Annotated in this window: 17 protein-coding genes and 1 pseudogene; 16 read left to right on the top strand and 2 right to left on the bottom strand. The window is 41.4% G+C overall.

What is annotated here, in order from left to right:
• Nucleotides 1-241: 241 nt before the first annotated feature.
• Nucleotides 242-1555: a chromosomal replication initiator protein DnaA gene (dnaA, locus tag VZ94_RS14735; RefSeq protein ID WP_045779809.1), complete on the bottom strand. Its 1314-nt coding sequence runs from the start codon at nucleotides 1553-1555 to the stop codon at nucleotides 242-244.
• Between the two features lie 196 nt (nucleotides 1556-1751).
• Between dnaA and rpmH the strand changes: the two genes are divergently transcribed.
• The 13 genes and pseudogenes from rpmH (at nucleotide 1752) to VZ94_RS14690 (ending at nucleotide 10283) form a co-directional block, all read left to right on the top strand.
• Complete coding sequence (rpmH, locus tag VZ94_RS24575) at nucleotides 1752-1886, top strand: 50S ribosomal protein L34 (protein ID WP_082081703.1); 135 nt, start codon at nucleotides 1752-1754, stop codon at nucleotides 1884-1886.
• 120 nt (nucleotides 1887-2006) lie between these two features.
• On the top strand, nucleotides 2007-2099 hold the full coding sequence (locus VZ94_RS29285; protein WP_239649971.1) for a hypothetical protein: 93 nt from the start codon (nucleotides 2007-2009) through the stop codon (nucleotides 2097-2099).
• Nucleotides 2089-2262, top strand: a pseudogene (locus VZ94_RS29280) (ribonuclease P protein component); the annotation flags it as partial. The gene VZ94_RS29285 and the pseudogene VZ94_RS29280, both read left to right, overlap by 11 nt.
• Nucleotides 2244-2477, top strand: a complete 234-nt coding sequence (gene yidD, locus VZ94_RS24565; RefSeq protein WP_082081702.1) for a membrane protein insertion efficiency factor YidD — start codon at nucleotides 2244-2246, stop codon at nucleotides 2475-2477. The pseudogene VZ94_RS29280 and the gene yidD, both read left to right, overlap by 19 nt.
• Complete coding sequence (yidC, locus tag VZ94_RS14725; RefSeq protein WP_045779807.1) at nucleotides 2470-4194, top strand: membrane protein insertase YidC; 1725 nt, start codon at nucleotides 2470-2472, stop codon at nucleotides 4192-4194. The genes yidD and yidC overlap by 8 nt, the downstream gene beginning before the upstream one ends.
• Complete coding sequence (locus tag VZ94_RS33305; protein WP_439097740.1) at nucleotides 4175-4837, top strand: tRNA modification GTPase; 663 nt, start codon at nucleotides 4175-4177, stop codon at nucleotides 4835-4837. The genes yidC and VZ94_RS33305 overlap by 20 nt, the downstream gene beginning before the upstream one ends.
• Nucleotides 4746-5570: a tRNA modification GTPase gene (locus VZ94_RS33300; RefSeq protein ID WP_439097741.1), complete on the top strand. Its 825-nt coding sequence runs from the start codon at nucleotides 4746-4748 to the stop codon at nucleotides 5568-5570. Before VZ94_RS33305 ends, VZ94_RS33300 begins: the two co-directional genes overlap by 92 nt.
• Before the next feature lie 159 nt (nucleotides 5571-5729).
• Nucleotides 5730-6863, top strand: coding sequence for a site-specific integrase (locus tag VZ94_RS14715; RefSeq protein WP_045779806.1), 1134 nt, complete (start codon nucleotides 5730-5732; stop codon nucleotides 6861-6863).
• A 144-nt stretch (nucleotides 6864-7007) separates the two neighbouring features.
• Nucleotides 7008-7496 (top strand): hypothetical protein, encoded by a 489-nt coding sequence (locus VZ94_RS14710; protein WP_045779805.1) that lies wholly within the window; start codon nucleotides 7008-7010, stop codon nucleotides 7494-7496.
• 261 nt (nucleotides 7497-7757) lie between these two features.
• Entirely contained in the window at nucleotides 7758-8057 is a 300-nt protein-coding gene (locus tag VZ94_RS14705; RefSeq protein ID WP_204369161.1) for a helix-turn-helix transcriptional regulator, read from the top strand.
• Between the two features lie 138 nt (nucleotides 8058-8195).
• The gene (locus VZ94_RS14700; RefSeq protein ID WP_045779804.1) at nucleotides 8196-9221 is read left to right on the top strand and encodes a bifunctional DNA primase/polymerase; all 1026 of its coding nucleotides are present in this window, start codon (nucleotides 8196-8198) and stop codon (nucleotides 9219-9221) included.
• Between the two features lie 49 nt (nucleotides 9222-9270).
• Entirely contained in the window at nucleotides 9271-9633 is a 363-nt protein-coding gene (locus tag VZ94_RS14695) for an AAA family ATPase (protein WP_045779803.1), read from the top strand.
• A 59-nt stretch (nucleotides 9634-9692) separates the two neighbouring features.
• Nucleotides 9693-10283, top strand: coding sequence for a C1 family peptidase (locus VZ94_RS14690; RefSeq protein ID WP_157844945.1), 591 nt, complete (start codon nucleotides 9693-9695; stop codon nucleotides 10281-10283).
• A gap of 66 nt (nucleotides 10284-10349) precedes the next feature.
• Here VZ94_RS14690 and VZ94_RS26045 read toward each other — a convergent pair whose 3' ends face one another.
• On the bottom strand, nucleotides 10350-10523 hold the full coding sequence (locus VZ94_RS26045; protein ID WP_157844944.1) for a hypothetical protein: 174 nt from the start codon (nucleotides 10521-10523) through the stop codon (nucleotides 10350-10352).
• Between the two features lie 20 nt (nucleotides 10524-10543).
• Between VZ94_RS26045 and VZ94_RS14685 the strand changes: the two genes are divergently transcribed.
• The 3 genes from VZ94_RS14685 to VZ94_RS14675 all read left to right on the top strand — a co-directional run bounded on the left by VZ94_RS14685 (nucleotide 10544) and on the right by VZ94_RS14675 (nucleotide 12831).
• Entirely contained in the window at nucleotides 10544-10885 is a 342-nt protein-coding gene (locus VZ94_RS14685) for a hypothetical protein (RefSeq protein WP_045779801.1), read from the top strand.
• 137 nt (nucleotides 10886-11022) lie between these two features.
• The gene (locus tag VZ94_RS14680) at nucleotides 11023-12144 is read left to right on the top strand and encodes an FG-GAP repeat domain-containing protein (RefSeq protein WP_045779800.1); all 1122 of its coding nucleotides are present in this window, start codon (nucleotides 11023-11025) and stop codon (nucleotides 12142-12144) included.
• 288 nt (nucleotides 12145-12432) lie between these two features.
• Entirely contained in the window at nucleotides 12433-12831 is a 399-nt protein-coding gene (locus tag VZ94_RS14675) for a DUF5681 domain-containing protein (RefSeq protein WP_045779799.1), read from the top strand.
• Nucleotide 12832: the final 1 nt, after the last annotated feature.

Raw genomic sequence — 12832 nt, 5'->3', positions numbered from 1 at the left:
TTTTATTGTTTTTGATTGGCTAATAACAATATAAGACAAAAATATTTATTTTATTGTTATTAAGCGGGTGTATATGTGTAAAACCAATTTTTATTACTTGTAATCAAAGGGTTATTAATAGAATGTAATTATTAACATTGTGTATAACTTGTGCATAAAACAACAGCTTCATTATTGAATCCGTTATACACAAGCTTATACACACCATGCTGACATTTAATTCACACAGTTATCCACATTATTAATGGGCGAGTGTTCTTAATAAATTTGAATAATCTTCAGCAAATTTAGCATCAGATTCTTTTAGTTCACTGACGCGTTTACACGCGTTCATAACAGTGGTGTGGTCACGCCCACCAAAGGCGTCACCAATTTCGGGGAAGCTATGCGAGGTTAGCTCGCGGGCTAACGACATAGCAATTTGTCTAGGGCGGGTGATGGTTTGTTTACGGTTTTTGGCCGATAAATCAGAAACGCGGATTTTGTAATATTCCGCGACAGTTTTTTGAATATTGTCGATATTAACCAGTTTATCTTGTAAGGTAATTAAGTCGTGCAAAGCTTCTTTAGTAAATTCAATGGTAATCTCTCTACCGGTGAATTGAGCATTAGCAATGACGCGTCTTAACGCGCCTTCTAAATCACGCACATTGGATGGAATGCGTTTAGCAATAAAAAACGCAATTTCTTGAGCAAGATTGACATTCACTTGTTCGGCTTTTTTCATCAAAATAGCCGCTCTGGTTTCCATATCAGGCGGTTCAATTGACACCGGTAAACCGGAGCCAAAACGAGATTTAAGCCTATCTTCTAACCCTACAATTTCCTTAGGGTATTTATCGCAGGTTAAGACGATTTGATGCTTTTTTTCTAATAATGAATTAAAGGTATGGAAAAATTCTTCTTGAGAACGCTCTTTACCGGCAAAAAATTGAATATCGTCAATTAACAATACGTCAATAGCCCGGTAAAACTGTTTAAATGAATCAATAGTATTTTGTTGTAACGCTTTAACCATGTCTTGGACAAACTTTTCTGAATGCAAATACATGATGTTAGCGGAAGGACGTTTTTCTAACACCGCATTGCCTATGGCGTGCATTAAATGCGTTTTACCTAAGCCTGAGCTGCCATAGATTAATAACGGGTTATAGGCTTTACCGATATTTTCTGAGACTTGTATCGATGCAGCACGCGCAACTTGATTAGATTTACCCTCGACAAAATTATCGAAATTAAATGCTTTGTTTAAATAATTGGGTGTTGATTTTTTCGTTTCCCCAGGCTTGGCCGGTTGCCCTGTTGGGGTAATGGTTTTTTTAGAACCGATTTCAAGGCTAACGATTAACTTACCATTGGAAAATTGGTGTATGGTTTCTTCTATGCGGTTGAAATGGTGTTGTTTAACCCACTCTAAAACAAAGCGGTTAGGGGCTAATAACTTAAGAAGACCGTCGCTTTCAACCGCTTGTAACGGACGTATCCACGTACTGAAATCAGAATTTGAGATTTCATTTTCAAGTTTAGCCAGACAGTTATCCCAGATTGAGCTCATTGGTTTAAGATATTGATTTTCAAAAAAAGGTTAGTAGCTTAACAGTTAACGCCATGGATGGCGTGTAGTAGGCAGAAAACGCAGGAGTAGTTGCCGAGAAAACGTAAGCAGTATAAATTGACATCATATACTGATTATTTTATCATCCCGTGTCTTTTTTATCCGATTTTGATAATACTTACACAGGTAAGCTGAAATGAAACGTACATATCAACCTAGTAAAATTAAACGTGTTAGAACTCACGGCTTCCGCGCCCGTATGGCAACTAGAGGTGGTCGTAAAGTGTTAAATGCTCGTAGAGCAAAAGGCCGATATAAATTGGCACTGTAGTTTGTCAGTGATTGCGGACGATTTTCGCTTTCCTGCTCGGCTGAGATTAAAAAAACCAGCTGAATATAAAAAAAAGTTTTTGCCAAGCCTATTAAATCTAGTGACCAATATTTTACGTTATTGGCGATTAAAAACGATTTAGATCACCCTCGGTTGGGCTTGGCAATTGCTAAAAAAAATATAAAAAAAAGCCGTACACAGGAATGTGATTAAACGAACTGTTCGGGAAAATTTTAGACTACGACAGGATTTAGGGAATATCGATATTGTTGTCTTAGCACGTAAGGACGCTGTCAATGCCCCGCTGGAATTATTACGCAAGTCATTGGAAAAACACTGGATTAGGTTGGTAAACCGATGCGCTTCGTGCTTATAACTTTGATAAGGTGTTATCAATATCTTATCAGTCCCTTACTTGGGTCTAATTGTCGATTTTATCCAAGCTGTTCAAATTATTCCTTGGAAGCCCTAAAGCGTTATGGCGTAGCCATCGGCCTTTATCTTACGCTCAAAAGATTATTGAAGTGTCACCCTTATCACCCTGGTGGCATGGATCCAGTTCCAGAAAAATTTGGTAATAAGAATGGATAATTTAAGATTTTTACTGATAGTCGCACTAGGCACTATCGTGTTAATGATGACGCAAGCATGGGAGCAGGATTACGGGCCAAAGCCTACCCCTTCTGTCGCTGTCAATACTGAATCTAGTGCTGCTAAGCACGATGATTTACCCGTTGCCAACAACGCCAGCACAGCACCTGATTCTGCTCAATCTAGTGCATTAGCAGCCAATTCCCCGCCTATAGCGACAGCGACTAAAATCGTTTCGATTAAAACCGATGTATTGGATTTAGAAATCGACACGCAAGGTGGCACGATTCGTCGTTTAGATTTATTAAAATACCCTGTCGAAAAAGATAATAGCGTTGTTAATAAATTACGCAGCCTAATTGGCTTATCGGTCGCTGAAATTAATCATGCGCCGATTCGCTTACTCAATGATGATGTGCAAAAATTATTTGCAGCACAAAGTGGTTTAATTGCCGATGCCGGTGTATCTCCCGCACCTGACCACTACACGGTGTATGACGCGGCTAATACCCAATACACCTTAGCAGATGGACAAGATGAATTAAGCGTACCGCTGACATGGACGAATGGACAAGGCATTAGCGTTACTAAAACATTTACCTTTAAACGCAATCGTTACGATATTGGCTTAACCCAAGAAGTTACTAACCATTCAGGAGCACCTTGGTCAGGTAGACAATACAACCAATTAGTGCGGGTACCCGAAGAACAAAAAAGCAACTTTATGACCGGTATGCGCGCTTACGATGGTGGTGTCATTTATACCGAAAAAAATAAATATCAAAAAGTTAGTTTCGACGACATGGAAGGCTCTAACTTAGATGTGGCCTCACCAGGTGGTTGGTCGGCGATGATTCAGCATTATTTTGCTACTGCCTGGATACCCCCGTCTGAGCAAGAAAATCATTTCTACACTAAACAGTTACCTGATGGCCGTTTTGTCATAGGTTCTTATTCGCCGTCGGTCAGTGTTGCTGATAACTCATCAGTAAAATTAGAATCGCAATTGTTTTCAGGTCCTAAGATTCAACCTATTATGGAACAAGTCGCTACTGGCTTAGAGTTAACCGTTGATTACAGCGTGTTAACCTTTATCGGTAAGCCGATTTATTCATTGTTAAATTTCTTGCATAGCGTATTAGGTAATTGGGGTTTTGCGATTATCGGCGTCACGTTATGTATCAAGCTATTATTCTTCCCATTAACGCAATCAAGTTTTCGCTCAATGGCGAAAATGCGCAAAATTCAGCCACGTTTGAAAGAGCTACAAGAGCGCTTTAAAGACGATAGAATGCGTTTTAACAATGAAATGATGGCGTTGTATAAAAAAGAACAAGTCAATCCTTTAGGGGGATGCTTACCGATATTGATTCAAATCCCCGTGTTTATGTCGTTATACTGGGTATTAAGCGAAACCGTAGAGTTTAGACAAGCGCCCTTTATCTTATGGATAGAAGATTTATCGGTACAAGACCCGTTCTTTATCTTGCCGATTATCATGGGGATTACGATGAAAATTCAGCAATCGCTGAATCCAGCGCCTATCGACCCCATACAAGCTAAAATTATCAAAATGTTCCCGCTCGTGTTTACCGTGTTTTTCTTATTCTTCCCAGCCGGTTTAGTCTTGTACTGGGTGGTCAACAACACGTTATCGATTCTGCAACAATCGTATATCACTAAACAAATTGGTGGCGATGGCAGCACTGGGCATTAACCAAGATACCATAGCTGCTTTAGCAACGCCGCCAGGTAATGGCGGCGTTGCGGTCATTAGAATCTCAGGTACATTAGTTCCTGATATTATTGCCCAACTCACTAGAAAAAAACTCCCAGCAAGAACGGCCGTTTACACGTCATTCTTGGACATAGACAATGTGATTATCGATTCCGGTATCGCGTTGTACTTCCCTGCCCCTGCCTCGTTTACCGGTGAAGACGTGTTAGAGTTACATGGACACGGCGGTAGCGTCATTAGCAATATGCTGTTAAAACGCGTGTTAGCGTTAGGCGCTAGGCTAGCTCAGCCTGGCGAGTTCAGCCAACGTGCGTTTTTAAATAATAAAATCGATTTAGTACAAGCTGAAGCGATTGCCGATTTAATAGTCAGCCATAGCGAACAAGCGGTACGCTCAGCACAGCAATCCTTACAAGGCGTATTTTCCAAACAGATTAACGGCTTAGTCGATGAACTCACTGAATTAAGAATTTATATCGAAGCGGCTATTGATTTTGTTGATGAAGAAATCAATTTTTTTAACCGATGGCGTGGTCGAACAACGTCTGACGCGTTTATTACAACAAGTCACCGCGATTGGCCAAACCGCACAACAAGGTCGGTTATTACGCGAAGGTATTAGTCTTGTTTTAGCCGGCAAGCCAAACACAGGAAAATCCAGCTTACTTAACGCCTTAGCAGGACATGATGCCGCGATTGTGACCGATATTCCAGGTACAACCCGCGATGTGTTGCGTGAACGGATTCAAATCGATGGCTTGCCGATTAATATCATCGACACGGCTGGGCTTAGAGACAGTCAAGATGTGGTAGAGCAGGAAGGTATACGCCGCGCCCGCTTAGAAATTAACAACGCCGATATTGTGTTATTTATGCAAGATGTGCGTTTAACGCCATGGATGGCGTGTAGTAGAGCAACGCAGGAGCAGTTGCCGAGTCCTGAGCTTGCAGAGATTGAAGTATTACCTGAACGCATTAAGCGTATCCATGTATTCAATAAAATCGATTTAGTGGGTGTAGCGCCCAGTGTGCTTGAAACAGCAACCGGCGCAGAGTGTTATATTTCAGTTAAAACCGGTGCCGGTGTCGCATTATTAACCGAGCAAATTAAAAAATTAGTCGGCTTTCAAACACAAGCCAGCGTTTTTATGGCCAGAACTCGGCATTTAGACGCATTAGCGCAAGCGCAACACCACCTAGAACAGGCTTTAGCGCAACTTAAAACGCATTATGCGTTTGAGCTGGTGGCAGAAGAGCTAAGAATCGCCCAACAGCACTTAGGTGAAATCACAGGGCAAGTCAGTTCGGATGAATTATTAGGTAAGATATTTGCCAGTTTTTGTATTGGAAAGTGAAGTTGTGAAGTAAGAGAAAATAACATACAAATAAAGTTAAAAATTACAAAGGCTTGTAGAGATACAGGCCTTTTTTATTGGTCTATATTTTCCTTTACTTGCCTATTATTTACCCCTATATTACCCATTAGTTGTAGTAAGGGGTAAAAAGGGGTAAAAATGAAAATTACAATTGAGAAACGTACCAACAAAGAAGGCGATAAACAGTCTATTAGACTGGTGTATTGGTACGGGAGTTATGTTGACGATAGTGGCAAGACGAAACATAACCGGAAACGAGAGCAACTAGACCAATTCCTTTATACCGATCCGAAGGGCAAAGCCGAGAAACAACACAATAAAGACACAGACTTGTTGGTGGAAAATATTAAGGCTAAGCGTTTAGTAGAGGCAGCAAGCGGGCAGCACGGATTTACAGACACCACTAAGCTTAGTGCCAGTTTTTATCGTTTCTTTGAAAAGGTTATGGAGACCAAAAAAACCAATCAAAGCAGCAGCAATTACGCCACATGGCAAGCCTGCTTGGTTCAATTAAAAACTCATTGTCCAGATGACTCGCTGGCTTTTGAACAAATCACCGCTGATTGGGTGGAAGGGGTGCGAGTATTTTTTGACACCAAAGCTAAAACCAAGAGCGGTAACCTTATTAGCAAAAACACAGCATCTACTTATTTCAACAAAGTGCGGGCAGTTATCAACGACGCATTCGCTAAAGGAATTATTGTTAAAAATCCGTTAACACAAGTGAAAGGTATTGCACCCGAACAAAATAAAAGGGTTTATTTAACGATAGACGAGGTTAGAGCGCTAGTTAAAACCGATTGCCGTTATAGTGTTTTGAAAAATGCCTTTTTGTTTAGTTGCCTAACTGGTTTACGCTGGAGTGATATTAATAAACTAGATTGGTCTGAGGTTAGCCAATTTGATGGAGTACAACGGATTACCTTTAACCAGAAAAAAACCGGCAACCTACAATATCTGGATATAACTCAGCAGGCCTATACATTGCTTGGAGCAGCAGGGTGTGGCAGGGTATTTAGCGGACTTAAGTATTCCGCCTATATGAATACGGAATTATTGCGCTGGTGTATGGCGGCGGGCATAACAAAGCATGTGACGTTTCACACAGGACGGCATACTTTTGCTGTCAGCCTTCTATGTAATGGTGTGGACATTTACACCACGTCTAAACTGCTAGGGCATAGCGAAGTAAAAACTACTCAAATTTACGCTGATATTATCGACAGTGTCAGAAAAGACGCTATGCACAAAATACCAAGTATAGGTCTGTAATCGAATTAAACCAGATAGCCCGACGGGGTATGCAGGAGTCATTGCCCTATTTTTGGTTAATACCTTTCAGTAATGCCGACACTTTATTAATGGAGTGTTTGATGAAAAAAAGTAAAAGTTTATTACTATGGAAGCCTTCGCAGGATGACTACCTTTTATCCTGATGAAAATGGTATTGCACATGTTACATGGGAGCCTAAGCCAAAAGACGGCATTGCCGGTGTAGAAGTTAATTATGAACATGGAATGACAACCGTTTGGATGACATTGCCGGAAAGAGCTAATACCGTTGAGTTGTCAGAGCGTGAGAGTGAGATTTTAGCAGCTATCGGCCGCGTCAAAGTTAGCGAGGTAGACGAATTTATCGAATATCATGATGATGGTCGCTGGAAGGCGGTGCATAAAAGTGTTTTAAAAGAACCGCATGAGTTCACAGCTGCCGATATAATCCGTAAAAAAAATGTAGCAACCTTAGAGACTGGAAAGAACAACGATGCTGAGCCTTGTTTCATACCAGAACCGAAAGACCCGGAGCCAAAACAGAAGTGGTATGTTCCGGCGCGTTATTTTGCCCGAAAACTGGTGGAGGCCGACAACAGATTGAAAAATAATAAAAAAATTGTTAGCTATTAAAACAGTTGAAAAAATGACCGAGAATAAAGTTTATAAGCGTGGTGGCAAAAAGTTTAATCCCTCGACAGTCCTAAAAGCCTTTTCTAACATCAAATTTTAAAAAAAACTAAACTCTCAGCGAGAGTTTTACAAAGTATTACACAGATTAACCTTGCAGGCCTTGAATGGCGTGGCTTGTTGGAAACTTTCGCCTTAACTTGTAAGCGTTTAACGCTTGTTTAAAGTACGCATAAAGTTAACGAAACGAAAAGAAGGTTAAAAATGCCAAATACACAAGCCATAACCTTGGCAGACATCAGTAAAAAATTAGATATACTGATGGGCTATGCCGTATCTAACAAACAAGTCTTAAATATTGAAGAGGCTGCCTATCTCACTGGTTTGTCTGAATCCTACCTTTACAAACTAACTTCAACACAGCAGATTCCACACTACAAACCACGAGGCAAATTGCTGGCATTTGACCGCACGGAGCTGGAAGCCTGGTTAAAACAAAATCGCATAACTACGGTTCGGGAGCTTGAGACCAAAGCGGCAAACCATGTAGCTGGGGTGAAATGATGAGTGGCAAAAAAAACGCGCGGTGTACCTGCACGGCATTTAAACGATTTTGCAAATGTCATTTTAACTTAAGACAAAACCGCTTCAAAGCAGCCATTTACCAGCTTAGCGCGTTACTGTTGGTAACATGGGGGGGCTATGTCTGATTTTACGCTAACCTTAAAACAATTGACCGATGCAGGATTGCATCTTGTACCGATTCCACCCCATAACGGCAAACCCACCAAAGCCCCAGGAAAAGGCTGGAATAAGCCGCGTAGCCCTCAAAACCCCAATGGTTACACTAACAGCCCTGATGCTATTATCGGTTGTGACGGCTTCAATTTTGGCTTATATCACAGCGCGTCTAATACACTTGCTCTTGATTTAGATGATGTTGAGCTGGCGCGTAGAGTGTTTGAGGATACCACCGATTTACAACTATTAGATTGGTTAGAAAATAATGAGCGTGTGCAAATCAAAAGCCCTAAAGCGAATCGGGGTAAATTGTTGTTTACCCTGCCGACTGGCTTTACTGCTGCTGGCTTGCGGCAACTCAAGCATGACGGGAAATCGATTTTCGAATTGCGCTCCGGCAATTGCCAAGATGTGGTTATTGGACAGCACCCGGAAGGCGGCGCGTATCAGTTTATTGGCAATCCTGCCGCGATTCCCGAAGCGCCAGCGGTTTTACTGGATATGCTGCAAAACTGGGGCGACTGGAAGCCTTGCCTTGATTCTGCATTAGGCATAGCTGAACCGCCCAAAATTGCACCACACAAACCTCAGCAAGGCGAACAGTTACCGAACTGGCGTAACCCTATCCAAGAGTTTAACCAGTCTTGTTGTGTGTCGGATGTACTTACGCGCAACGGTTACATGCGTACAGGGAAGGATAGGTTTATCAGGCCCGGCAGTTCATCTAAAGCACCGGGTACGGTCATTATGCACAATTGCACCGATGGCGTGGAGCGGGTTTATAGTCATGGCGGCGATGTGCTGAACGATGGATTTGCCCATGATGCCTTTGATTGTTTCCGCTTACTGGAACACGGCGGCGATTGGACAGCGGCACTAAACTGGAATAGTGAAGTTACCAAACACAATCAGCGACTTTATCAGGAGGAACAGGCCAAAAAACGCGCCAGAGTCGCCGCAGGAAGTAAGTCCAAAGCAACCCTTTAACCTTGCCCAATTTTCCCTAAAAGGTCGCTCAAACGAGATGGAAAAAATAATGTTAGATAACCGATTCGTGTTAGGTAGGATTGCCATTTATGGGCAGGCTACCGCCATTTATGCCAAACCGAATACGGGCAAAACGTTGCTTACCATTTGGTTGCTTATCCAAGCCATTAGCGCCAAGGGTATCGAAGGGGCAGATGTTTTTTATATCAATGCTGATGATAACTATAGGGGATTGGTCGAAAAATTGAAATTAGCTGAACTGCATGGCTTTGAAATGCTTGCCCCTGGTCACAATGGTTTTGAAGCCAAGTTGTTCGTTAATTATATACAGGCGATGGTTAGGGACGAAAGCGCGCACGGCAAAATCATCATCTTGGACACGTTAAAAAAAGTTCGCGGATTTGATGGATAAAAAAACCTCAACCGATTTTATGAAGTCTGGCAGAGCGTTTGTCGCCAGTGGGGGGACGTTTGATTTTATTGGCTCATACCAACAAAAACCGGAACGGAGATGGCAAGGTAGTTTTTGGTGGCACATCCGATATTGTTGACGACGTAGACTGCGCATACACATTAGATGAAATTAGTTGCGAGCAAGGCAAAAAAAGAGTGTTGTTTGAGAACATCAAGGCGCGAGGCGACGTTGACACCGAAGCGGTTTATAGTTACTCAACAGCGACCGGCCAAAGTTATGAGCAACGGCTAAACTCAATTGAACAGATAAATCAGGACACAGCGGAAAAGGCAAAGCAGGAGCGGTGGTTAAATGAATGGCTGGAAAAGGACAAGCCCGTTATCAATGCCATACTGGCAGCCCTAGAACAGGGCGACACCCTTAAAACCAACTTGGTGAACAACGTACACCGGAACTATGGCTTTAGCAATGCGCAGATTAACAAAGTTCTAGCTGAACACACAGGCAGCGATTATGCCAAGGGTCACCGATGGTTTCTATTGTCAGGTCATAAAAACGCCAAAATTTACTCACGTTTAAACGGTATTTACCCACCAGGCCAAGCTAGGGTTGAGACTTGCCAAGCGGTGAAACAGGGGGGCAATTGAAATTTTACCCCCCCCCCTTATTGAAAAACTGGAAAACTGAAAAACAGAAAGAGGGTTTTGTAGGTTTTAGCCAGGCTGGGTGGTGTGTTGAGCTGTACAGGCCGCGCCATTGCTTAAACCGTCTAAACTTTCTAAAAATGCTAAAAACTCTAAACTTTCAAATTTTTTAATTTTCAGAGGGGGGAGGTAAAACTCATCACCCCCAATAATGGTTAAATAATTAACAAAAACGCCGCACAAACCGGCAAGGAATTGTGAAGATGAATACTGAATTGATGACGCTAAACGACCGCATTAACGCACTTAAAACCCGTGCAAGTACTCCGATAGAGGTATGGCAGCCTGAGCCGAATGAGTCGCTTATAGGCGAGTACATTGGAAGCCAAAAGCGGGTAGGCGTTTATGGGGAAAACTATCAGATTTTAATTAAGGACGAAAACGGCCAAACCACTGCAGCATGGCTAACACCTTGGCTAAAAGAAAATCTCAAAGCACAAGATGCGACTGAAGGGGACTTGGTAGCCATAACCTATTTGGGCAAAAAGCAAAGTCCAGCAGGTAGGTCTTATAACGCTTATTCGTTGATGGTTGATAAGGTATAAAAGCTAGGATGCTATAGAGCAGATTAAGGAATAGCTAAAGTAATTTGGCTAGAAAGCAGACAATCTAAAAAAATATTTTACAGTAAGTTGGTAAAATGCTATAAGGTTTTCACGTTAGAATTTATAAACAAGAAAAAATGAAACAATATTTATTAATTGCACTCGTAACTATTGGGGTATGCGATCAACTCCATGCCGAAAGACTTTCTTTTTTCCCTAAAATAAGTTATTCAGCTAATGCTAAACCATATTCCGTGGCGATTGGTGATTTTAATAGGGATGGGAAGCCGGACATTGTTTCTGTTGGTTTTAATAACGACGTAGGCGTATTTAAAATATTCTTAGGCAAAGGCGACGGCAGTTTTTCACAATCTTCTACCATACAAACTGAAAATATATCACCTATTTCAGTGGCTATTGAAGACTTTAATCATGACGGCATTCTTGATATTGTTTCTGGAGGCCCGTTGTCGTTTAGTAGAAATTATTTACCCGGCGTCTTAGCCGTATTTTTAGGCAATGGTAAAGGTGGTTTCCTTCCTGAAACAGATTACTCGGTGAGTTATTATCCGACTTCAATAGCAATAGGTGACTTTAATCATGATGGTAATCCTGATTTAGTTGTTGTAAATCCTGATCACGATTACCTAAGTATTCTTTTAGGCAACGGTAAAGGTGGTTTCCTTCCTGAAGCAGATTACACCGTTTTGGGTTCCAATTCAGTAGCAATAGGCGATTTAAATCGTGATGGTAATCCTGATTTGGTTACAGCAAACCTTAATAATAAGGGCTTAAGTGTGCTTTTGAGTGATGGTGATGGTGGATATATTCCAAAAGGAAAATATTTAACCGGTAATAATGGTGCAGCAGTAGCAATAAGTGATCTCAATCATGATGGTCAACTAGATTTGTTTGCGTCAATAAATAATGGCCTAGTTGCGCTTTTAGGCAACGGTAAAGGTGGTTTCCGTTTAAAACTAAGTTATGGGCTTGACAATCGCCCAAATTCAGTTGTTATAGCCGATTTAAATCGTGATGGTAATCCTGATTTGGTTGCCTCAACATACGGAAACGATAATAATTTAAGCATTCTTTTAGGGAAAGGTAACGGTGAATTCCAGGATAAGATGAATTATTCAGTGGGATCATTTCCTCAATCAATAGCAATAGGTGATTTAAACCATGATGCTAAACTCGATTTAGTTACAGCTAATACAGGTAGTAATAATATAAGCATACTGATTAATAATAGTCATTAATACGACTCTATAAATCTATTGTCAATAAGCCGGGTAACACCGGCTTTTTTTGTGCTTGAAATTTAGGACACAGACCCAATACCAGATTTATCTAGGCTTTAGCGATAAAACTGCAAGTTTTTGTTATTTATCCGTTGATAATGTTAGCCACGAGAATCATGCACTAAATCATGTCAATGGCTTGTGTATGGCATAATGAGCACAACTGATATAACGATATTGTAACCTGTTCGTTATTTTTAGCAGATTATGAGGCTATTGATTGATATTTTCAGGTAATAAACAGCAATGAGTAAATTTTTACCCGGCCAATCTGGCAACCCAAACGGTAGACCCAAAGGCAAGACGGCGGCAACGCTAATACGACAGGAAATTGTTTTACACGCGCCAGAAATTCTCAAAACCTTATTCGCTCAAACCAAAGCTGGTGATGTGCAAGCATGTAAAGTTTTGCTGGACAGAATTTGTCCGCCGCTTAAGCCACAAACAGAAGCGGTGACTATCGATATAGCGAGTAATGATACCTTGGCAACTATCGGACAATATGTAATTGACAGCATTGCTCGCGGGGATATTTCATCCGATATTGGCGGGCAGTTGCTATCTAATTTAGGAACCCAGGCTAAACTTATTGAAACAACAGACTTAATTCAGCGTATTGAAGCGCTAGAGGCAGCACGTAAATGAA

This window comes from Methylocucumis oryzae (assembly GCF_000963695.1).
In the GTDB taxonomy this organism is placed as follows: Bacteria; Pseudomonadota; Gammaproteobacteria; order Methylococcales; family Methylomonadaceae; genus Methylovulum; species Methylovulum oryzae.
This window is presented reverse-complemented; position numbering and strand designations above follow the sequence as displayed.

What these genes read in the sequence shown, in the direction of transcription:
- yidC (WP_045779807.1), top strand. Translation starts at nt 2,470, where the DNA reads ATGGATAATTTAAGATTTTTACTGATAGTCGCACTAGGCACTATCGTG.
- VZ94_RS14700 (WP_045779804.1), top strand. Translation starts at nt 8,196, where the DNA reads ATGTCTGATTTTACGCTAACCTTAAAACAATTGACCGATGCAGGATTG.
- VZ94_RS14675 (WP_045779799.1), top strand. Translation starts at nt 12,433, where the DNA reads ATGAGTAAATTTTTACCCGGCCAATCTGGCAACCCAAACGGTAGACCC.
- dnaA (WP_045779809.1), bottom strand. Translation starts at nt 1,555, where the DNA reads ATGAGCTCAATCTGGGATAACTGTCTGGCTAAACTTGAAAATGAAATC.
- rpmH (WP_082081703.1), top strand. Translation starts at nt 1,752, where the DNA reads ATGAAACGTACATATCAACCTAGTAAAATTAAACGTGTTAGAACTCAC.
- VZ94_RS14715 (WP_045779806.1), top strand. Translation starts at nt 5,730, where the DNA reads ATGAAAATTACAATTGAGAAACGTACCAACAAAGAAGGCGATAAACAG.
- yidD (WP_082081702.1), top strand. Translation starts at nt 2,244, where the DNA reads ATGCGCTTCGTGCTTATAACTTTGATAAGGTGTTATCAATATCTTATC.
- VZ94_RS14685 (WP_045779801.1), top strand. Translation starts at nt 10,544, where the DNA reads ATGAATACTGAATTGATGACGCTAAACGACCGCATTAACGCACTTAAA.
- VZ94_RS14680 (WP_045779800.1), top strand. Translation starts at nt 11,023, where the DNA reads ATGAAACAATATTTATTAATTGCACTCGTAACTATTGGGGTATGCGAT.
- VZ94_RS14705 (WP_204369161.1), top strand. Translation starts at nt 7,758, where the DNA reads ATGCCAAATACACAAGCCATAACCTTGGCAGACATCAGTAAAAAATTA.
- VZ94_RS33305 (WP_439097740.1), top strand. Translation starts at nt 4,175, where the DNA reads ATGGCAGCACTGGGCATTAACCAAGATACCATAGCTGCTTTAGCAACG.
- VZ94_RS14710 (WP_045779805.1), top strand. Translation starts at nt 7,008, where the DNA reads ATGACTACCTTTTATCCTGATGAAAATGGTATTGCACATGTTACATGG.
- VZ94_RS14695 (WP_045779803.1), top strand. Translation starts at nt 9,271, where the DNA reads ATGTTAGATAACCGATTCGTGTTAGGTAGGATTGCCATTTATGGGCAG.